At 59.1% G+C, this 23259-nt stretch carries 8 protein-coding genes; 5 read left to right on the forward strand and 3 right to left on the reverse strand.

The features are described 5' to 3' along the window. Window positions 1-42 precede the first annotated feature (42 nt). The gene (locus FBZ99_RS23865) at window positions 43-477 is read right to left on the reverse strand and encodes a hypothetical protein (RefSeq protein WP_246661188.1); all 435 of its coding nucleotides are present in this window, start codon (window positions 475-477) and stop codon (window positions 43-45) included. Between the two features lie 1160 nt (window positions 478-1637). On the opposite strand from FBZ99_RS23865, the gene FBZ99_RS23870 reads away from it, so the two are divergent. From FBZ99_RS23870 to FBZ99_RS23885, 4 genes are read left to right on the forward strand one after another with little or no spacing between them, the layout of a single operon-like run. Further along, complete coding sequence (locus tag FBZ99_RS23870) at window positions 1638-2993, forward strand: TolC family outer membrane protein (RefSeq protein ID WP_246661194.1); 1356 nt, start codon at window positions 1638-1640, stop codon at window positions 2991-2993. Window positions 2994-3014: 21 nt separating this feature from the next. Continuing rightward, window positions 3015-5168, forward strand: coding sequence for a type I secretion system permease/ATPase (locus tag FBZ99_RS23875; protein WP_113420544.1), 2154 nt, complete (start codon window positions 3015-3017; stop codon window positions 5166-5168). Continuing rightward, a complete protein-coding gene (locus FBZ99_RS23880; protein ID WP_442966509.1) occupies window positions 5168-6469 on the forward strand; it encodes an HlyD family type I secretion periplasmic adaptor subunit in 1302 nt (433 codons plus the stop codon). Before FBZ99_RS23875 ends, FBZ99_RS23880 begins: the two co-directional genes overlap by 1 nt. Before the next feature lie 41 nt (window positions 6470-6510). Continuing rightward, entirely contained in the window at window positions 6511-7131 is a 621-nt protein-coding gene (locus tag FBZ99_RS23885; protein ID WP_246661189.1) for a ribbon-helix-helix domain-containing protein, read from the forward strand. Window positions 7132-7188: 57 nt separating this feature from the next. Here FBZ99_RS23885 and FBZ99_RS23890 read toward each other — a convergent pair whose 3' ends face one another. Further along, window positions 7189-8139 (reverse strand): transglutaminase-like cysteine peptidase, encoded by a 951-nt coding sequence (locus FBZ99_RS23890; protein WP_145635302.1) that lies wholly within the window; start codon window positions 8137-8139, stop codon window positions 7189-7191. Between the two features lie 259 nt (window positions 8140-8398). Further along, entirely contained in the window at window positions 8399-9610 is a 1212-nt protein-coding gene (locus FBZ99_RS23895) for a hypothetical protein (protein ID WP_145635304.1), read from the reverse strand. A 241-nt stretch (window positions 9611-9851) separates the two neighbouring features. Between FBZ99_RS23895 and FBZ99_RS23900 the strand changes: the two genes are divergently transcribed. Then, window positions 9852-23234, forward strand: coding sequence for a beta strand repeat-containing protein (locus FBZ99_RS23900; RefSeq protein ID WP_145635306.1), 13383 nt, complete (start codon window positions 9852-9854; stop codon window positions 23232-23234). Window positions 23235-23259 lie beyond the last annotated feature (25 nt).

Here is a 23259-nt window from a genome sequence, read left to right on the forward strand (position 1 = left end):
CGATCTCCAACCATTCCATTCCGCTCCTATCGATGAAGAAGCTTATCTCGCGGCCTCAATCTCAAAAGGAAAGGTGGGGTCTTCGTCGCGCTCACGGACGATCAAGGCAAGTGATTGCATTACGGTGTCAGCCCATTGTGGCCCGTAGCGGCGGCCAATGTCGTCGAGCGTGTCGACGATGACGGCGATGACAATGCCGCCGGCATCGGTGGCAGCATGCTTGCGCCGGTCGATAAAATGCTCGACGGCCGCGGCAAAGGCAGTTCCGTTCAGCGTCTTCGTCACGCTGTCGTAGCGAGCCGCCTGGGTGACCCTTTCCTGCATCTGGCGGAGGGCGCTGTTGTTGAGCTGCAGGGAAAAAAGCAGCGGAAAGGCCACAAAAGCGGCAATAAGCGCTGCACCGACAAATCCGACCAAAAATGGCCGATCTGGGATCAGTAGGTATAATAGAAGTAAAAGACCAACGGAGCCGACCACGGTGCATAGCGCACCGAGTGTGGCCCTCTGCAGGGCTTTGAAGATGGTGGCAGAGGGATGTCGCTGTTGTAGAATCATGTCGGAGTTATCCCCCTCCTCTAATGCTAGGTCAGCTAAGCAGAGGCTCGAAAAAACCGGCTTAAGAAATTCTGTAAAATTTGTTGCTTTGCACAGTATGTTGATTTGCGCTTAGAGCTGATCGAGGTGAGCTCTCTGCGCAAATAAAAACGCCGGCCCTAAGAGCGGGTTGACCGAGAGTTGTAGCAACAATTTCCAGGAAATATTATTCACACTTCCGAATGCCGGAACACGATAGATCCAAAAATCGTAGTCCGATCAAAAATGGACGGCGACAGTCAACGTCAATGGCCTTAGCCTAGGGCAATCGAAGGATCGCGACGATGAAAGGTGGTAGGACAACTCGGTCTATCCAGTTCTTTCAGTGTCAAAGGAATCTGTACCATGGTTGCCATTCCCCCTGTTGATCGACCTGATCTGGTCCTCAGTAGATGGCATCTCGCTGCAAGTTGTTCACGGAACAGCGCGACCCAGCGCGCTATGAGACAGGTTCGAAGAAACAATGACAGCCCGTGACGGCGCTTCACATTTGCAGACGAGTCTAACCGCAGTAAACCCCGACACCAATTATCATGGATTGTGCTTCGGCACCGCCGCTCCTGCGGACAAGATGGGCCTCCTCAGTCTTCGAAGATTTGTCAATCTCGCTTTAACGTCATCCGTGCTTCCGGAGGGGACTGCCCGCCAGTAAGTTCTTTCTGATATTACTAGTGTTTACGCGTAATCGTGGCGGCGCATGGCTGCAAAAAATTATGTAAATTCTATGTTTGTTGAATAATATGTTTGTTGCGAGCATGCAACACATAAGCTGTGATGGTTAATATCCCAAAAATAGTCAATGACTTTGCAGTGCAAAGGCTTGCGCTCTCCGATATTAACCGTTTCAGGAGAATAAGTATGAATCCGTTTTACAAATAAACGTGATTTCGTCTACATCATGTAGATGAATAAGATTTATAAATGGTATCTACGAAGTATAGTTTGGGGAAGGGATATTAGGCGTGGCTTATAAGACGCGATTGATGGCGGCAATCGGCATTTCGATGGCCATGAATTCTTTATCGAGTGGCTCTGCTGGCGCTATGACATTGCAGCAGGCGATCGACAAGACAATGAAAACCAACCCCCAGATCATGCAGGCCGCGCAGGATCGGGAGGCAACCGAGTTCCAACTGCGTCAGGCGAGAGGGCTTTACCTGCCCTCGGTCGACCTCGAGTCCGGTTATGGTCGACGTAGACTGTCGGATGTCACATCCGGAGCCTTGTCGCGTACTCGCGATTACCTGAATCCTGCTGATGTAAGCTTGACTATTACTCAGACGTTGTTTGACGGCGGTGATCGCAAGGCACAGAAGGACAAGCAGGCAGCTCGTGTCGACGGTGCATCCTTTCGGGTCCAGCAGCGCTCGGAAGCCTTGGCGCTGGAAGTGACCCAGGACTATCTTGAGTATCAGCTGCAAATGGAGATCGTTGCGGCTGCGGAAAAGAATGTCGCCTTCCACAAGCAGATGGTTGGCAACATCGAGGACAGTATCAAGGGTGGCGCGCTCACGGATGCCGATCGTCTTCAAGGTCGCGAGCGCCTGCAGGCGGCCAACGCCCGCCTTCAGGAGGCAAAGAAGGAACTCGACGCGACGAAGATCCGTTTCCTTCAGGTCGTCGGTGAGCCGATTAGCAATGCGAATCGTCCCGCTTCCGTTGCGCGTTACCTGCCTAAGACGTTGGACGACGCAGTCTTCATCGCCCAGAAGAACAATCCGCAGATCTCGTCGGCCAAGGCTGATGTCAATGCTGCCGATGCCGACGTCCGCGGCTCCAAATCTGCGTTTCTGCCGCGGCTCGACCTCGTGGGAAGCGCCCGCATCGGTGACGATGTCGACGGCAACAAGGGTAACACAAGCGACGTCCAGGTCGGTGTCGTCGCCAAGTGGAACCTCTACCATGGCGGCATCGATACCGCCCATCAACAGGAGCTAGTTCGTCGCGCCGCCGAACAGCGCTTCGCACTGAGCCAGACTTACCGCGAGGTCGATGAATCTGTCCGCTCAGCGTGGAGCGAGCGCGCCAACCAGGGACAGCTGGCTCATATCCTGGACGGCCAGGAAAAGACCAATGCTCAGCTCGTAACGTCCTATCGCGAGCAATTCAAGGTCGGTCAGCGCTCGTTGCTGGATCTGCTGGATGCCCAGAACACTCGCTTCAACACGGAGGTGTTGGCCAAGACAGCGGAAGTTGCGTCGCTCTTTGCCGAATACAAGATCCTTGCAGCGTCGGGCAGCCTGTTGTCGACGATGAAGCTGAAGCCGGTTGATCAGGCGACGCCTTATGCCCGTGATCAGTTCGCTGTTTCGTCGAATACGGCTGATCCCGGATATACCAAATACGACTCGCATCAGAAGCCCGGCTTGCCGATGGATCTGCTCGAGCCGATTCGTTAATCGTTACGAATTGGATAGTCCATGTTGAACGTAGCACCTGACGTGTCTGCGAGCGTCTCGCTGCAGACTTTCAAGTCGGCATTCAAATCGGTCGCTGCGTTTTACGGTCGCCCGAACTCGGATACTGTACTGTTTTCAGGCGTTCCGGACGAAATCCTGGAAGCGATGGAGCTGGACGATGTCGAACGGTTATCGGAACGGATCGGTCTGCAAGTCCTGAAGCATACGGAACGAGATTGCCGGCTCGGCAATTTCGACTGTCCCGCCATCGTCACCTTTGCTGATGGTGGCGTTCTGCCATTGCTCGAAATGACCGACGGCGGTTCTTATGTCACCGATATTGTACCGGTCGCCGGCACGGCAACCCGTTTGACGCGGGAGGAGCTTACCGCGCTTAATCCGCAAGCGGCATTTGCCTTCACCCTCTACTATCAGAATTCGTCAGAAGAAGCGCGCGTCGGCCATGCCATGGAGATCGAGAAGCGGCACTGGTTGGCAACGGCGTTGGTACCGTATTGGCGCACCTACGCCCGCGTCATGCTCGCGGCACTGTTCATCAACGTCATCGCGTTGGCCTCACCGCTTTTTACCATGAACGTCTATGATAGGGTCCTGCCGAACAAGGCGTTCCCAACGCTCTGGGTGCTGACCGCCGGCATCTCATTGGCCTATCTCTTCGATTTTCTGTTGAAGACAGCCCGTGCATCTCTGATCGACTATGCCGGTCGAAAGGCGGACCTGCGGCTGTCGCATCTGATCTTCGACAAGATCCTGAATTCGACGCTGGCATCCCGCCCGATGTCGACCGGAGAATATGCCAATCGCGTGACGCAGTATGAATTCGTGCGTGAATTCTTTACCTCGAACACGATCGGCGTGCTAATCGACAGCCTCTTCGTCGTGATCTTCCTGATCGTCATATATTTGATCGCTGGCTGGCTCGTGATCATTCCGGCTGTTGCTTTCGTCCTTTCGGTGACGATCGGTCTTGTCGCCCAGGCCCAAATTGGCAAGCGCATGGCGACGGCGACGAACGAAGCCTCTCGCCGCCAGTCCCTGCTTGTCGAGACCATTTCGACGATCGAGACGCTAAAAAGCTTGCGCGCAGAGGCAACAATGCTGCGCCGCTGGCAGGAGCTAACGAAATATTCGAGCCGGACCAGCGAGGACATTAAGCACATCTCGTCGAATGCCATGAACATGACGATGTTTTTGCAACAGATGGTCAGTGTACTCATCGTGGTGGCAGGCACTTACGAATTCGCCGACGGAAAAATCGCCATGGGCGCGATCGTCGCAACCGTCATGCTGGCGAGTCGCGCGGGAGCGCCCTTCGGACAGATTGCGATGACCCTGGCGCGCTTCCGCCAGGCCACCATGTCGCTGCGGATTCTCGACAAGATCATGGAGCAGCCTGATGATCGACCGTCCACCGTCGGTTTCGTCAACCGGGAGATTCGCAGCGGCGCATTCAGCTTCCAGAACGTTTCCTTCCAATATCCGGGCTCCGATCAGGCTGTCATCAATCAGCTCTCCTTCACCGTTGCGCCCGGCGAAAAGATCGGGATCATCGGCCGCATTGGTTCGGGCAAAACGACTCTCGGCCGGCTTCTCGACGGGCTGTTCCAGCCGGCCAGCGGCCGTGTACTGATCGATGGCGTCGACATCCGCCAGTATCACGTGGCGGAGGTGCGCTCCGCCGTCGCTGTCGCCGGCCAATCGTCGGAGCTGTTTTCCGGTACCGTGAAGGAAAATCTGCTGCTTGGCCGAGCCGATGCCACCGATGATGAGCTTCTGGCCGTATCCCGAATGACCGGCGTAGATGAATTCGTCTCCACGCATCCCCGTGGTTTCGATATGCCAGTTGGCGAGCGCGGCGCGAACCTGTCGAACGGCCAGAAGCAGGCATTGACCATAGCCCGCCTGCTCCTGACCCAGCCGAAGATCGTCTTCCTCGACGAGCCGTCGGGCGCGATGGATTTGGCAAGCGAGCGTCATCTGATCAACAAGCTGACCAATGCATTCGGCCCGCAAACGACACTGCTAGTAGCAACCCATCGCCATAGCATGCTGGAGCTCGTTGACCGGCTGATCGTCATCGACAAGGGACGCATTATCGCCGACGGGCCGAAAAACGCCGTGATCGAGGCGATGCAGCGCAAGGCGGTGCAATGATGCGTGCCTCTCACCGCAATACTCCCGACACTCCTCCGTTATTCGCCCGGCTGATTCTTGGCCTGTGTGCCTCGATGATCGTTGCGTTCGTTGCCTGGGCGGCCTTCGCTGACATTGACGAGATCGCGCGCGGCGAAGGAAAGGTGATCCCGGTATCGAAGACGCAGATCGTGCAATCGTCCGAGCCTGGCATTGTCCAGCAGATCAATGTCAATCTCGGACAGGTCGTCCACAAAGGCGATATTCTGATCCAGCTTGACAATACGACGACGGCATCGACTCTCGGAGAATCGGTTGCCAAAGCTCGAGCGCTCGGTGCCAAAGTCGAGCGTCTGGCCTTGGAGGAGGCGGGCGCTTTCGACGCGCAGTTCGTCTGTCCGGCTGATATTCTTGCTACCGCAAAAAACGTTTGCGACAACGAGGAAAAGCTCTTCGAGGCGGATAGGGCTTCCTACAAGAACAAGCTCGATGTTCTCGATCAGCGCCTGAAGCAACATCAAAACGAGCTGGATGAAGCCCACGCCAACATAGATCGCCTAACGCAGAATATCGCTGGCGCCCAGAAGCAGTATGATCTGCTGAGACCGCTCGGTGAAAAAAAGCTTGTTGCTCAAACGGAGGTTCTCAAGGTCCAGCGAGACCTTGTCGACCTGCAAGGACAGCTCAAAGTCTATGTCGAAAGTCTCGATCGGCTGCAGGCGGCCGTCAAGGAGGCGACATTACAGGCTACCGACCTTGGGCTGCAACTGCGCCAGCAGGCGTTGACCGATAAGGGACAGGCACTGTCGGAACTTTCCGTCGTCGATGAGACGATCCGCGGTGCGTCCGATCGGGTCAAGCATACCGATATCCGGTCTCCGGTCGATGGCATCGTCAATACGTTGGAGGTCAACACGATCGGCGCCTACGTTGATGCCGGAAAGGTCATCGCCGGTGTCGTCCCGACAGCGGACACTCTTCTGATCGAGGCAAAGATTTCGCCGCGCGACGTTGCTTTCGTACGGATCGACCAGCCGGCGGTCATCAAGATCTCGGCTTATGATTTCTCAATCTTCGGGGCCCTGGACGGTAAGGTCGTCAATGTCTCCGCCGACAGCCTTGTCGAAAAGGACAAGAACGAGACTTACTACCTCGTACGCATCAAGACCGACAAATCGGCGCTGGAGCGTGACGGCAAGCACTATCCGATTATTCCCGGCATGGTGGCTTCCGCCGAGATCATGACCGGCCGCAAGACCATCCTGGCCTATCTGATGAAGCCGATCAACAAAGCGCGCTCCGAAGCGCTGACGGAGCGGTGAGGGTGGTCATGCGCAAAGGAGGCGGGAAAGACGAAGCCGCTATGATAACACGAGAGGAGGCGTTGCCATCGGTCGATGGTGATGAACTGGAGCCGCGTTTCCGCGCCGTAACCGGCGGCGGCGAGCGTCGCGGCATTCGTCTGGAGCGTATCTATTGGGATGGTCTCGGGCGGATGTCGGAAGCCGGTGGCATCAGCATCGGTGAACTGGTTTCCAATACGGCGGCTGAAATGCCGGAAACCGGCAATCTCACATCCTTGCTGCGCGTACTGAGCTTCAAATGGGCGCTGAACCGGCTTGATGCCGTCGAGCATGTGGCATCGTTGACCAATCTCAACGCCGTCCTTCAGGCGTCGCCGACACCGGCAGTGGTGTTGACGCAAGAGCGCGGGATCAAGCTCTTCAACGATGCCTTCCTGAAGATGTTACGCCATCGGCTAACGCTGATCGACGATGTTCAGCAGACGGCGCGCACGTTGCGCCTGTCAATTGACACTCAGGTTCAAGAGGTACTCTCCGTCTTATCGATCAATCGCGGCAAGACGCTGAACACTGGCTTCAAGATCGGGTTCGGCTCGCAATCGCTGACGGGCCAGATCAATCTGGCGTTGGCACCGACGCACGAGGCGTTGATGCTGATCGGTTATCTTTCCGTCCACTGAGGCGCCATCCCTTTCGCTATGCGTGACGCTCGGCCCTGCTAAACTGGGTGGACTCGGTTAGTTGACCTCGCCTTCGCCGGGAACCACCTTAGCGAGCGGCATCGCGGCGGCAACCGCCTGCGCATGGGGATCGCGCGAGCCATGCAGATAGCCGCGGCCAGCCACGATCGAATAGAGCGGCAGATATTCTGCAATGCGCTTGTCGGACAAAACCTCATCGCGCATGTTGTCGAGGATGAGGTTGTTTCCGTTGACGGAGACCGACAGGACGGCGTGATAGAAATGCCGCTGCTGATCGAAGAGAACGACCAGCGCCATTTGGTCGAGATCGACGCCAGCATTGTAGAGTGCTGCCATCTTCAATATCGCATAGTCCTCGCAGTCGCCCTGCTGGTGCGACAGGGCCTCGCTCGGTTTCGCCCAGTAATCCGCCACGTGATAGGTTTCCATGTCGCTGGCGTAGCGGATGGCATGGTTGACCGTGTAATTGATGTTATTGATCTTGTCGCGGATCGAGGCGCTAGCAATCTTTGTTTCAGCCGCGGCTATGGCGGTTTCGGCTGCGTTGCATCCACCCGCACCGCAATCAAGCGATTTACCTGACCGGATTTCGGCGAGCGGGGCGGCGAAATTGTTAAGCGCGGCAAGATGTTTGAAGGGAATGGCGACGGTTCCGAATACCGAGTCGCCTAAAGGAACGTTGCTTGGCTTTGCGGGACGTACCGGCTCGGATGCGGTCAGGTCATTATGCGGAAGACCACCTGGCGCAGCGACAAGACTCTGGTTCAGCGTGGCGAGGTCGATGCCACTAATCGCCTTTGCGGCGTTTCCTATGGTGGGCGCAAAGAGATCGATGGCCGTATCCACCAGAGGGCCCTGAAGCAGCTTGACGACTGGGCGCACGGTATCGCCTGTCGCCGCCATGCTAGCGGTCGGTGATGATAGACCGAGAGCGAAGGAGACTGCAGCAAGCGCTGCAAGTATATTTTTTTTGTTCTTGCGTTCCATTGGTGCACTATTTCCCCTGTTTGAGAGAATAGTGCGCGATACTTCTGAATATGGCGTTCGGAAACGTAGATAAATTAAATATAAATTAAGCGATCAAATAAGTATAAAGTTCTACAAGATCCAGTTAGAAAGTATTAAGGCTGATGCAGCCAAGGCTGCCAAGTAAGTTCAGTCCTAAGACCGCATCGGTGAAGTGGCGCCATCGTGATGGTGACCGCGCCGCAACGACGTGCAATGTGCTCTATGGGATTGTCCGGCTTCAGAACGATTGCGAGGGCTGTGTGGAAATCTTCAATTTGCCGCCCTCTATCGTATTGATCACCATCTTGCGCTCCACCATGCCGGAGGCATTAAAGCGGAAAAGTCCGGTGGTGCCGCGAAAGCCAACCTTGTTTGTCAGATTGGCGCTAGTGATGGCTTGCGGCCCCTGGGAACGGACGAGGCCGGAGGCGATCGCCATGGCGTCGTAGCCATAGGAGCCAGAGGTCGTCAGCGGGTGATTGAAATGGCGCTGGTAACGCTCGGCAATGAGCCCGCCGCTCTGCGTATCGTCGGTCGCGACGAATGCGCCTGCAACAGCCGGAGCCGCATATGCTGCTTGCGGCCAGTTGTTGGTGCCGACCAACGTCTGGCCGGGAATGGCGGCGCTGCGCACGGCACTTGCTGCCACGCCAACTTCCGACGTGTTTCCGAGAATGACTACGATTTCGGCTGACTGGATCAACGGCCGGTTCTTGGCCAGGATATCGGCGGCCTGATCGCTTGCGCCGTAACGACCTAGCCCCATGAACGTGTTGCCGCTGTTCCAGATGGCGCTGCCCAATCTCGTTGTTTCGGATTGAGAAAAATCTGCGGGCACCAGCGCCGATACCTTCTTATGACCCCCGGGACCTGCCGCCTTGACGCCCTCGGTCGCGCTGTCGATTTCGCCCGAGGCGAGATTGAAGACGTCGCCGCCCGTTGTCGCCGTCGTACTCGCAAGGTTAAGCAATGGCGGGCGCTGTGCGGGAGGAATGGCGGCAATGGCCGCAGTCTCGGCCGGCGGCAAATAGCTGACGATCAAAGCGGCATTTCGGCCTTTGGCCGCCGCGACCTGTGCGGCAACGCCAGCAAGACCCGGACCAACATCCTTGACGCGCAGCCGAACCTGATTGTTGCCGAGTTCGCCGACGCCAAGCACCGCCCCATCGCGTATGTCGCGGGCTGGACCTTCGTAGAGACCGGCCGCGCCCTTGCGCAGCAGCAATGTGATTTCCGTGCCGCTGTCGCCACCATAGGTCTCTTCAATGGCGGTGGACGGCATTTTTATGTCGTCCTTCTTGCTGTTGTTCTCAAGTCCGACACCGTCCATCTGACAGCCGGCGATGCCGGCACAGAGGATGAGGGCCGCACCGCGTGCTGGTCGCCGATGCAGTCTGCGCGCTAGCCGCTCGGTCAAAAGGTCCAACGAAAGGCTGATCGCAAACGGCACAACTACTCCCCCGATTCTCCATGGCAGGCCGAAACAGCCTATCGGGCCGCATTTGCACACCGCAGCTGACGTAAAGTCAAGCGGTATACTTAACGACTTGTTCTTTGGTTAAGTTAACCATCGGTAAAATAATTCTGCAGTGCTGCATAACCGGCTATATCGATGAGGTTAAGGAAGTATTGCAATCGTCCTGATCCCGTAATTGATTGCGGCAAATTGATAGACACCGGGAGCCAGACCCATGGACGACTTGCGCATTTCGACCGTAGACCACGAAGCTGCTTCGCATGATTTAGCATCAAGCGGTCGGGACGAGGGCATTGCAGCCGATGCTGGCCCCGGTTATTCGCCGACGTTGTCGCAGAATGCTGATGTCGCTGCATTCGAGGTGGCACAAGCCGAGGAACAACAGGCGAATGGCAAAACGGGGCGACTAGCCGCGAACGAGCCGCAAAATGCTCCCGCCACGGCGCCGATCCAGATCGTGCCGGATCAGGGCAACGTCGTTCATCTGCCGCCGAACACTTCTATCGACGACATCCATGTCGAGGGACGCAACCTTGTTCTCATCCAGGCCGACGGAACGCGCATTGTCATCATCAACGGTGCTCTGCATGTTCCGACCTTCCTGATCGGGGAAGTGACGCTGCCGCAGCAGGCCGTCGTCGCGGCATTACAGCAGCAGGGCATCAATGTCGCCGAAGGTCCCGATGGTTCGGTTCACGCCGGCAATGGCGCGGACTCCGGTCACCAGTTCACGGACAGCCAGGCCGGGAATCCGCGCACTCCGCTGAATCTGATCGGCCTTCTCGGTCCTGGTGACTTAATCGGAGGCGGCAACGGCGGCAATCTCTCCGGCACCCAAACCCGTGTTCCCTTCATCGATCCGCAGGCGACTGAAACGGCCTCGTTGGTCGAGCGCGGCAGCAGCACCGGCGCCTTCCTTACCTCAAGCAGCACCGGCCGCTTCGGCTTCGGCGGCAACAATGCCTCGATCACCACTGTCACGCTGGTTGGCGAGGCAGAAATCACCAGCAGCGGCACACAGCAGCTGTCGGGCCTGACCTCCGGCGGCGTTGCGGTTGTTGTCACCCAGAACGGCCAGACCGTCACCGGCGTCGCCAATGGCGTCACGGTCTTCACGCTGGTATTCAACGCCTCGACCGGCGAGTACACCTTCACCCAGCTGGCTGCCCTCGACCATCCACGCGGTGCCAATTCGGCCAGCGATGTGCTTGAACTGCAATTTCGCTACACGGTCTCCGACACGAGCGGCCACACGGTTTCGGCTGTCGCGAGCGTCGACATCACCGATAGCGTGCCGGTTGCGGCCGTCGGTACGGCGGGTTCGGTCACCGAGGCGGCGCTGGCTTCCGGCAACGCAGTCCTGACCCATGATACCGGCGCCGCGACGGCCACCGGCTCGCTCAACATCTCCTGGGGCGCCGACAGCGCAAACACTGACAAGGGCGGTCTCGGCGATCGCTCGGTCGCCTTCACCAATGCCACGGTTGCGGCGACGGGTGAGGACAACGGCGTGCTAACCTCACATGGCCTCGCCGTGCACACAGTGATTTTGGCCAATGGTACGCTGGTGGGTTACACTGGTGAGGTGGCTCCGACGGCAACCTCCGCATCCAACGTCGTCTTCTATGCGACGGTCTCCGACACCGACAACGGCCACTATAATTTCACGTTGGTGCAGTCACTCGACGATGCCAAGGGTTCTAACGCAATCACGCTGACCTTCGGCTATACTGCCACCGATTCCGATGGTGATACGGCCACGAACAGCTTCACAGTCACGGTCGCCGACGACAAGCCCGTCGCCTCGACCGGCGATGTGGGCTCGGTCACCGAGGCGGCGCTGGCTGCCGGCAACGCAGCCCTGACCCATGATACTGGGGCCGCAACGGCCACCGGCTCGCTCAACATCTCCTGGGGTGCTGACAACGCCAATACCGACAAAGGCGGAGCCGGCGACCGCTCGGTCGCCTTCGCCAATGCCACGGTTGCGGCGACGGGTGAGGACAACGGCGTGCTAACCTCACATGGCCTCGCCGTGCACACAGTGATTTTGGCCAATGGTACGCTGGTGGGTTACACTGGTGAGGTGGCTCCGACGGCAACCTCCGCATCCAACGTCGTCTTCTATGCGACGGTCTCCGACACCGACAACGGCCACTATAATTTCACGTTGGTGCAGTCACTCGACGATGCCAAGGGTTCTAACGCAATCACGCTGACCTTCGGCTATACTGCCACCGATTCGGATGGGGACACGGCCACGAACAGCTTCACCATCACGGTCGCCGACGACAAGCCCGTCGCCTCGACCGGCGATGCTGGCTCCGTCACTGAGGCGGTGCTGGCGGCCGGCAACGCAGCCCTGACCCATGATACCGGCGCCGCGATGACCACCGGCTCGCTCAACATCTCCTGGGGTGCTGATAACGCCAATACCGACAAAGGCGGAGCCGGCGACCGCTCGGTCGCCTTCACCAATGCCACGGTTGTGGCGACGGGTGAGAACAACGGCACGCTCAGCTCACACGGTCTTGCAGTGCACACGGCACTGCTCGCTGACGGTACGCTGGTCGGCTACACCGGTGATGTTGCTCCGACCGCTGTCACAGATGCAAAGAGTGTGGTCGGTTCGAATATCGTCTTCTATGCAACGGTTTCCGACACCGACAACGGTCATTATAACTTCACGTTGGTTCAGTCGCTCGACGACGCCAAGGGCTCGGACGCCATCACACTGACCTTCGGTTACACGGCCACCGATTCCGATGGCGATACCGCCACGAACAGCTTCACCATCACCGTTGCCGACGACAAGCCTGTCGCCAGCGACGTCACGGTCGGAACAGGTAGTCTTTACGACACAACACCGACTGAGCAGATGCCGCTCCGCCCACTCGTCGAGTCGAGCGAGGGGTCAACCCCGTCGGAAAGTGCTACCGACAGCGTCAGCGGCGGATCGGGCAGCCTGTTCACTGCCGGTGCTGACGGCTTCCAACAAATCAGCTTCACGGATCCGACCGGCCTCAAGGGCATCTATATTGATGCCAACGGAGTCGCTCACAAGGAGGGCCTGTCCTATAGCACAACGACGGACAATCTGGGCAATACCGTCTACACCGCAACCGGCAAGGAATCGGGCCAGGTTCTCTTCACCCTGAGCGTCGGTGCGGACGGCAGCTATACCTACGTGCAATCTGGCGCGTTCGCCGATGCTAAGGGCTCCGACAACGAGAATTTCAAGATCTCCTTTGAAGTCACCGACGGCGACGGCGACAAGGCGATAGGCTCGCTGACGCTTAACGTCGCCGACAGCCTTCCGGTCGCTAACAACGTGATGGTCGAATCGGGCAGCCTCCATGACACCACGTCGACGTCCTCGGAGACGAATCCATCTCCCGTCCAGCTGCTTGTCGAGCAGCCGAGCGAAGGCTCGCCACCGTCGCATGGCGCCAAAAGCGACTCCGTCAGCGGCGCAGCGGGCAGCCTGTTTACGACCGGCACCGATGGCTTCGCGCGACTGACCTTCACCAATCCAACCGGTCTCAAGGCCATCAACATCGATGAAAACGGTGTCGCTCACAAGGAAGGTCTATCCTACAGCACCTCAAGGGACGACTCCGGCGACACGATCTACACCGCGATCGGCAGGGATTCCGGCCACGTCATCTTCACACTGACCGTCCATGCCGATGGCAGCTATACCTATGTTCAGTCCGGCGCCTTTGCCGACGCCAAGGGCTCTGACAATGAGAACTTCAAGATCGGCTTTGAAGTCACCGACGGTGACGGCGACAAGTCGACGGGCTCGTTGACGCTCAACGTCGCCGACAGCCTTCCGACCGCAAGCACCGTCACAGCCGAGCATCTCCTCAACGACGATATGTTCACGGGCGGCAACCCCGACAAGACCGATGAATATAACAGCGTCAGCGGCGCATCGGGCAGTCTGTTCAACACAGGCGCGGATGGCTTTAAGAAGGTCGCGATTGCTCACTCGGATCTGCCGACGCTGACCACGATCTACACCGATGCGGATGGCGTTGCGCATCAGGAAGCCGTGAGCTGGAGCAAGGCGCAGGTCACTGATGGCAGCACCACCTGGGTTGCGAGCAGCGCACATCATGAGACCGTCGCCACCTTGATCATCAATGCCGATGGTTCCTACACGTTTTCGACCGGTGCGCCGCTTGCGCATCCGACCGCGCAAGCCGATGAAGAGACCTTGTCCCTGACCTTCAATTTCACCGTCACTGATGGCGACGGGGACAAGGCAACGGGCTCGCTGACGGTTGGCGTCAAGGATGACGTGCCGATCGCTCACACGGTTGACAATACGGCCTCATCGGTCAACGACGATGCGCAGACCGGCGGCAACCTGGACCGCAACGGCGCCGACACGAACAGCGTCTCGGGCGCTGCCGGTGCCCTGTTCAGCGCTGGCGCCGACGGTTTTTCCAGCGTCTCGATCGACCAGTCCAGCCTGCCGGCATTGAAGACGATCTATCTCGATGCCAACGGTTTCGCGCAGCAGGAAGACGTGACCTGGGGCAAGCCGACGGTTTCCGGCGGTGCGACGACTTGGGTTGCCTACAGCGCCAATCACGAGACTGTCGCCACGCTGACCATCAATGCAGACGGCTCCTATAGCTTCAGCACCAGTGCGCCGCTCGTGCATCCGACCTCCGGCACGACGGAAGAAAGCTTGCCGCTGACCTTCACCTTCACGGTGACGGACGGCGACAACGACACGTCGACCGGCTCGCTGACCCTGCATGTTACGGACGATGTGCCGCTGGCAAACACCGTCATCGTCACCAACGTGACGTTGAACGACGATGCCCTGAAGGGCGGTAACCCGGACACGGTCGGTGTCGCCGACACCGATAGCGTCAGTGGCACGAGCGGCACGCTCTTTACGGGTGGCGCGGACGGAGTTCATCAGGTAACGCTCGGAGCGACCACGGATTTCAACGCCATCTATACCGGCAAGGACGGCTTTGCCCATGTCGAGTCGGTCGTCTGGGGCAGCCCGACGATGGCGGCGGGCGGCGAGACGATCTGGGTCGCGACGGGCAAGGACAGCGGCCAGACGGTCGCGACGCTGACGATCGGCACGGATGGTTCCTACAGCTTCACGCTGAGTGCACCGATTGCTCATGGCGCGAGCCAGACTGCGGAAAATACGCAGGATCTAACTTTCAATTTCACTGTTACCGATGGCGACAGCGATACGGCCAGCGGCGCGCTCACGGTTACCGTCAAGGACGACGCACCGATCGCCTATAAGGTTGATGTCACCTCGACGCTACTTAACGACGACGCACAGGCACATGGCAACCTCGACGGCGGCAGCGCGGACGTCAACACGATCAACGGCAATGCAGGAGCCCTGTTCTCCGCTGGCGCCGATGGCGTCAAGAGCGTGTCGATGGACAGCCTCCCGACGCTGAAGGCGATCTATCTCGACAGCCATGGCATCGGCCACCAGGAATCCGTGACGTGGGCGTCGTCTTCGACGAACGGCGTGACGACCTGGACGGCAACCGGCGCCTCCAGTCATGCCACCGTTGCAGTTCTGACGATTGGCTCGGACGGTTCCTACAGCTTCACCACGGATGCGCCGCTCGTTCATTCGACATCGTCGACCACCGAAGACAGCTTGACGCTGAATTTCGGCTTCACGGTCACGGATGGTGACGGCGATGCAGCGAAGGGCTCGCTGGCGATTGCCATTACGGACGATGTCCCGGTTGCTTCCGGCACGACCATCTCGGTGAGGGCAGACGAAGGCGACATCTACAACGCCCTGTCGCAGGGCAACAGCCCGCTCGACGGCACGCATGACGGATCGTCCTCGCAGCCCGCTCTGATTGGTCTCGGCTTTGCCGCCACCGTATCTGGCTCCGTTGCGTCCACCGTCTCCTTCGGTGCCGACGGCGCAGCTGTTGGCGGCGGCTTCAGCTTCACCTCCAACGCGACATCGACGCTCGCCGCGCTGCATCTGACTTCGGGTGGCGAAGCGCTCTCCTATGCCGTCGTTAACAATGTGATCATCGGCTATGTCGATAACGATCACCATAGCGGCTTCAATCCGCTTGTCGACCGGCCAGTCCTGTCATTGTCGCTATCTGGCGGCGGCAATTTCACCTTTCAGCAATACGATCAGCTCGACAACGTTGCCGGTCCTGGCAACGATCTGCGTTCGGGCAATGGCTCGATCTCGGCCATCGACTTCGGCTCGGTCATTCAAGCGACTGACGGTGACGGCGACCGCGTGACACTGACCGGTGCTTTGAAAGTCACGATCGTCGATGACACGCCGAGGGTCGATCTGGCCCTCACGGGCTCGATCACGATCGATGAGAGCGGCAGCGGCGACAACGACGTCAGCGCCAGCAATGCGGTCAAGAGCCTGTTTGCCGGCATCACCGGCGGCACCGATCCCTATATGTCGACGGTCTACGCTCAGCACAACGTCGTCTCGCCGTCGATCTCCATGGGCGCTGACGATGCGCCGGGTACGTCGAGCAGCCTGACGCTTCATATCGACAATGCCGACTCCGGCTTGAAGACGAGTGCTGGTCAGCCGATCACGCTCTCGCAGCTCGCGGACGGTACGGTTGTCGGCAAGATCGGCGACGGCGAAATCGCCTTTGCGATCCGCATCGATGACAGCGGCAAGGTCAGCATCGCACAGTACATGTCGCTCGCCAACCCGAACACGTCTAAGTCGGACGGCGATATGGTCGATCTTACCGGCAAGCTCTCGGCGGTGCTGAGCGCGACAGACAGCGACGGCGACACTGTCGCCAAGTCTGTTTCCATCGGCAGCAGCATTCGTTTCGATGATGACGGCCCGTCGATTGGCGGTGCCGTCTCGACGAAGACGCTCGCCGAGCATGATCTTGTGACGAATTCGGGCTCGCTGTCGCCTTCCGGCGTCAGCACCGGCGCGGTTGCGCTCAATTTCGCCTTCGGCGCCGATGGCCCGGCTGCTCATGCCATTACCTTTGTTGCCCGTTCGAATGGCAGCTATTTCACCGCGAGCTACGGCAACAATCAGAGCCTCGATGCGACCAAGCTCAGCTCCGGCGGCCATGCGCTGTCCTACTCGGTCAGCAGTGACGGTATGACGCTGATCGCCTATACGGGCAGCAACGCCGCCGACCAGTCGAGCTGGGTCTTTAAGGTTGCCCTGTCTCAGGACAGCGGCCACGCCACCGGCGCCTACGACTTCACGCTTTACAAGTCGCTCGACGACGTCAACGATCAAACCAACCTCTCGGATATCAAGCTGACCTTCCAGGTTGCTGGACATGACGGCGACGGCGACACCACGACCGGCACGCAGAGCTTCTCCGTCGATGTGATCGATGATGTGCCGGCGCTAGCTGATCATGCCTCGGTTTCCGCGACCGTCTCGGAAACGGCCATTAATGCTCCCGCAGTGACGACGGCATCTTACGCGATCGATTTCGACACGGTGAACCCTGCGGCTGCCAAACTGACGGTCAGCGAGGGCAGTGTCAGCGACGGCCATGTGGAATCGTCGTCCAAGGGGGGCGATATCGTGCTCGTGTCCAATACGGGAACGACCTTTGTCCTCACCCAGATGGATATAGGTGTGTTTGACCACAAAGGTGCGTCGTCCAAGACGGTCACGATCATCGGCACCGATGCCAATGGCAACACCTATTCAGTGACGACTACTGGTACGACCTTCTCTGCCACCGGCACCGCCCTCGAAGGCAAACAACTGACGTCACTCGAGATCGATCCGCATGACAATTCGCTGACGATCACGCTCGACAACATTCATGTTATCGACACGACGACGACGCCCACCAATGCCCCCGCTGAGACAACGCTGGATCTGACCTCGCTGGTTCACGCTGGCGCCGATAGTCCCCTGATCTGGTCGGTGAACGCCATCACCACTGGAACGTCGTCCGGCAGCCTGACGGGCGGTACCGGATTGACCTACAACGGCGCGGCCATCACGCTTGCCAGCGCGGATGGGCACACGATCACCGGCTCGGCCGCAGGCGTCACGGTCTTCACGTTGACCGTCGATCCTGCGACCGGTCACGCCATATTCGATCTCTACCATCCGATCGACGGCGGCAAGACGCTGCCGCTCGACTTCTCGAAATATCTGACAGCGACGGATTTCGACGGCGATTCCGTCACCTTGAGCGGCGGTTCCGCAACCATTGTCGTTCAGTCGGCGACGGACAGCCTTCCGACAATCTCTTCGGCGAGCCTGGTGTCAAGTGTCAGCGAAAGCGGCTTGCCAGGTGGCACGGGGACAGCCGGCGTCGCCAACGTCCATTCCGGCAGCATCGCGATCACCGCAGGCGATGCGCCCTCGATCGTGACGATCAATGGCCATACGTTCAACGTCGGCACCGCTATCGCCAACGGCGATACCAATGCCACCATTCAGGGCGCCCATGGAACGCTGCATATCCTCAGCGTCACTACCACGGCTATCAACTATACTTATACGCTGACCGGCGCGACCAGCGGCGCGAGCAATCATGACGACTTCGCGGTCAAAATCAGCGATGCGCCGATTGACGGTGAAAGCCAGACCGCGACACTGACCTTCAACATCAGCGACGACAAGCCGATCGCAAGCACCGTTTCGCTTGGGTCTATGCTTGAGAACGACAATCCAACCTTTACTCTTGCTGCTGGCACCATCGCTTTCGGCGCCGATGGGGCGGCTGCGAACGGTGCGATCCATGTCGATAGCGTCAAGGCCACGGGTGATCTCGCCGGCTTAACGCTGAGCCCGTCGATGATCTCGATCGACGCCGGCCATGTGACCATTACGCCGGGAACTGCGTTCGATGCCCTGTCAGTGGGTCACACATCGATCCTGTCGATCGGCTATACCTTGACTGATGGTGACGGCAGCAAAAGCAGCGGCACGTTCAACATCACGATCAACGGCGCAAACGATGCTGCGGTGATCACCGGTGACGTATCTGCCAGTGTCACGGAAGCCGGTGGCGTCAACAACGGGGCGGCTGGGGTGCCCGTCGCGAGCGGAATACTTTCGGCGACGGATGTCGATAGCGATCCTTCGTTTACCGCTCAAAGCAACGTGGCGACGAGCTACGGTCACTTCACGATCGGCGCTGACGGTCACTGGAGTTACCTGCTGGATAACAGTAATAGTGCCGTCCAGGCGCTGAACAGCACCGGCAATAACACGACGCTGCACGACATCGTCACAGTGACGACGGCGGACGGCACGTCCCAACAGATCGACATCACGATCAACGGCACGAACGATGCTCCGACGATTACCCTTGTCGACAGCGACAGCGCCGCCGGCAGTGTGACTGAGGCGGGCGTCAATATTCCCAATGACGGGTTTCACAATACAGCGACCGGCCATCTGACGGGTGCAGATGTGGACGGCCCGGGGCTTAACTGGTCGCTGGTCGTTGGCAACGGCCAGACCGGCAATATCGACGGCTCCGTGACCGGTGCTTACGGCACGCTGAGCGTCGGCGCGAACGGTACCTGGACCTACGTGCTGGATCAGTCGAAGGCTGATCCGCTGAATATCTCCAATCATCCGCAGGAGAGTTTCACCGTTCAGCTGAGCGATGGCCAGGGTGGCGTCACGACGCAGACGGTCGTGGTCACGGTCAACGGTACGAACGATGCGCCGACGATTGCGCTTGTCGACAGCGACAGCGCCGCCGGCAGTGTGACCGAGGCAGGCGTCAATGTATCTGACGAAGCGGCTCACAACATGGCGACCGGCCATTTGACGGGTGCTGATGTGGACGGCCCGTCGCTCACCTGGTCGCTGATCTCCGGCAACGGCCAGACCGCCAATGTCGACGGCTCGGTAACAGGTGCCTACGGCACGCTGAGCGTCGGCGCGAACGGTACCTGGACCTACGTGCTGGATCAGTCGAAGGCCGATCCGCTGAATGCCTCCGATCATCCGCAGGAAAGCTTCACGGTTCAGCTGAGCGACGGCCTGGGCGGGGTGACGACGCAGACGGTCGTGGTGACGGTCAACGGCACCAACGATGCGCCGACGATCTCGATCGCCAACGGCGACATCGTCAGCGGTGCCGTGACCGAGGCCGGCATTGGCATTGCCAACGACAGCGCTCACAACACGGTTTCCGGTCATCTGACTGGGGCTGATGTCGACAGCTCGACCCTGACGTGGTCGGTGGTTGCGGGCAGCGGCCAGACTGCCAATGGTGGGTCGGTCACCGGCACTTACGGCACGCTGAGCGTTGGTGCGGACGGCACTTGGAGCTATGTCCTGGATCAGTCGAAGGCTGATACGCTGACGGCCTCGGACCATCGGCAGGAAAGCTTCACGGTTCAGTTGAGCGACGGCCAAGGTGGCGTTACGACACAAACGGTCGTGGTGACGGTCAACGGTACGAACGACGCACCGACGATCACGATCGCCAATGGCGATAGCGCCAGCGGCGCCGTGACCGAGGCCGGCATTGGTATTGCCGATGACAGCGCTCACAACACGATCTCGGGCCATCTGACCGGGGCTGATGTCGACAGCACCTTACTGGCGTGGTCGATAGTCGCCGGCAGCGGCCAGACTGCCAATGGGGGTGGATCGGTCACCGGCACTTACGGCACGCTGAACGTCAATGCGAACGGCATCTGGACCTATGTTCTGGACCAGTCGAAGGCCGATCCGCTGAATGTCTTTGATCATCCGAAGGAAAACTTCACAGTTCAGCTGAGTGACGGCCAGGGCGGTCTCACGACGCAGACGGTCGTGGTGACAGTTAACGGCACGAATGATGCAGCGTCGATCTCCGGCACGGCGACCGGCTCGGTCACCGAGGATGGCCAGTTGACGGCGAATGGCGTGCTGACGGTTGCCGACGTCGACAACGGTCAGAGCCATTTCCAGACGCCGGCATCGTTGACTGGCACCTACGGCACGTTCACCTTCAATGCGACGACCGGTATATGGGGCTACACGCTCAACAACTCTGCATCGAATGTTCAGGCGTTGAATGGAGGGCAGACGGTTACGGATAAGCTGACTGTAGCGTCCGCGGATGGAACAGCTTCGCAGGATATTGTTGTAACCATCCACGGCGCCAACGAGGCGGTGGCGGCACCAAGCATCAGCAGGGTCACGGACAACGTTGGATCGATCAAAGGCAGCTTGGCTGACGGTGCGGTTACGGATGACACCAATCTTGATATCCGGGTGAGCCTGGCCGGCACGGGTGCCGTCAGTGGTGATACGGTGCAGCTTTATAATGGCACGACCGTACTCGGCTCCGCGGTGACGCTGACGGCGATCGACATCAGCAATGGATATGTCGATATCACTACACCAACGCTGACGAACGGATCGACTTATAACTTCAGGGCTTCGCTTACGGATGCGGGTACCACCAGCCCGCTATCGCAGAGTGGCGCCTATGACATCAAGATCGATACCGCGCCGCCGACAGTCGCGATAACGCAAACCCATGGGAGCGGAGTCGGCACCTTCACCTTCACTTTCAGCCAGGCGGTATCTGGATTTACGGCTGCGGACATCACAGCTTTTAACATTCTCAGTCTTTTCAACTTCCAGCACCTTGGCCTAAACGGCTCAGGCCAGGACGTTTATACGGTGAATTTCACCTACAACTCCAACAACAACGGCTGGAAGTATGTGACGGTCGACGCGAATAGTTATACCGATCTGGCCGGCAATTCGGGAATCGGCGGCTCTTCGGACGCCTTCAAGCCTGCCGGCGTCTCTGGTGAGGCCATCAACCTCGCGGTCACAGATCCGTCGCATCACGTCGGCGCGGTCACGTTGAGCGTTGCCGGCCTTCCCGCCGGCTGGATGCTCAACGAAGGCACGCATAATGCCGACGGCACCTGGACCGTGGTGACGAACAATCCGTCCTCGCTGACGGTGACTTCGCCCGATGGCGTAACCGGTGCGGTGGTTCTCCAGGTCACTGAGACTTGGACCAATGCCGATGGTTCGACTGGAATGGCCACCGTGGCCGATAATGTCGAAGCCTATGCCAAGGGTTCGCCGATCTTTGCCTGGTCGGGCGACGACACGCTGACAGCATCGAGCGGCAGCGACGTACTGGTCTTTGCAAACACCATTGGCACAGACGTCGTGCACAAGTTCGATGTGGCGCATGACAAGATCGACCTTATCGGCTTTGCGGGCTTCAACAGCTTCGCCGATGTTCTGGCCCATCTGTCCAGCGATGCCTCCGGCAATGCCGTCATCACGCTCGGCAATGGCGAGACCATCACGTTGGCAGGTGTCAGTGCTGCGGCGCTGACCGCAGACGACTTCCTCTTCAACGAAGCGGTCGTCACGCACAATAGCGGAGACATGGTGATTGCCGACGGTGCGTTGATGCCCTTCAGCGGTACGCTCGACAACACCGGCAGCATCCATATCTCTTCGGCCGGCAGCGAGACGGACTTCGAAATCGTTCAACAAGGTCTCACGCTGACCGGCGGCGGCAAGGTGACACTGTCAGATAGCGCATCCAATGTCATTTTCGGAAGCGATGACCATGTCACGCTGACGAATGTCGACAACACCATCTCCGGCGCCGGCCAGATCGGCGACGGTCACCTGACGCTGGTCAACGAGGGCACGATCATTGCCGACGGCAGCCACGCGCTCGTCATCGACACCGGCGTGAATGCGGTGAGCAACACCGGCACGCTGGAGGCGACCGGGGCGGGTGGTCTCCATATCCACAGCGATGTCGTCAATAACGGCCTGCTGTGGGCGAATGGCGGCGACGTCAATCTCGACGGCAATGTTAGCGGCACCGGCACCGTGCTGGTGTCGGGTCACGCAGGCCTTGAAATCGGCGGCTCGTTCAACGAGGCGATCACACTTGGCAAGGACGCTCAGGCTACGATCACGATCGACCACGCGGCCGCCTTCACCGGCACGATCGCCGGTCTCGACGGCAACGACGCCTTGCGGTTCGGCGACATCTCCGCCGCGACCGCCAGCTTCTCCTATACGGAGAACGCAGCGAAGACCGGCGGCGTGCTGACCGTCACCGATGGCACCCATACCGCCTCGGTCGGTCTTACGGGCGAGTATTCGGCCAGTGACTTCTCGCTGGGTCACGACGGTACATCTGCCGAGATCGACTTCAGCGGGATCGGCCATCTCTACGGGACAGACGGCAACGACACCCTGACAAGCGGCGGCGGCTACACCATGACCGGCGGCGGCGGTGCGGATACCTTCGTTCTCGATGCCAAGGCCCTGCACAACCTCAACATGGCGGATGTCATCACCGACTTCAGCCCGAAGGGAGACGGCGACAAGCTGGATGTATCGAACCTGCTCAATGCGCTGGTCGGCGAACATCCGGGCATGACCGAGGCGAGTGCGGTCGCGTCGATGACCGCCGAGGTCGATACTGCAGCGAATTCGACGAAGATCAGCGTCAACACTGGTTCGGAGACCCATGTGGTCGCCACGCTGCAGAACTACGCGCCGACGGGCCACGATGCGGTCCACGTGCTGTTTAACAACCATGAGGAGCAGCTTGCGACCCATGCCCAGACCGCCGGCGCCTGACGGCTTTGTGTCGGATCTGTATCTG

Source organism: Rhizobium sp. ERR 1071 (genome assembly GCF_007828675.1).
Taxonomy (GTDB): Bacteria; Pseudomonadota; Alphaproteobacteria; order Rhizobiales; family Rhizobiaceae; genus Rhizobium; species Rhizobium dioscoreae.

Coding starts and splice junctions, on each gene's coding strand:
- FBZ99_RS23870 (WP_246661194.1), top strand. CDS start 1,638: ATGACATTGCAGCAGGCGATCGACAAGACAATGAAAACCAACCCCCAG.
- FBZ99_RS23875 (WP_113420544.1), top strand. CDS start 3,015: ATGTTGAACGTAGCACCTGACGTGTCTGCGAGCGTCTCGCTGCAGACT.
- FBZ99_RS23880 (WP_442966509.1), top strand. CDS start 5,168: ATGCGTGCCTCTCACCGCAATACTCCCGACACTCCTCCGTTATTCGCC.
- FBZ99_RS23885 (WP_246661189.1), top strand. CDS start 6,511: ATGATAACACGAGAGGAGGCGTTGCCATCGGTCGATGGTGATGAACTG.
- FBZ99_RS23890 (WP_145635302.1), bottom strand. CDS start 8,139: ATGGAACGCAAGAACAAAAAAAATATACTTGCAGCGCTTGCTGCAGTC.
- FBZ99_RS23900 (WP_145635306.1), top strand. CDS start 9,852: ATGGACGACTTGCGCATTTCGACCGTAGACCACGAAGCTGCTTCGCAT.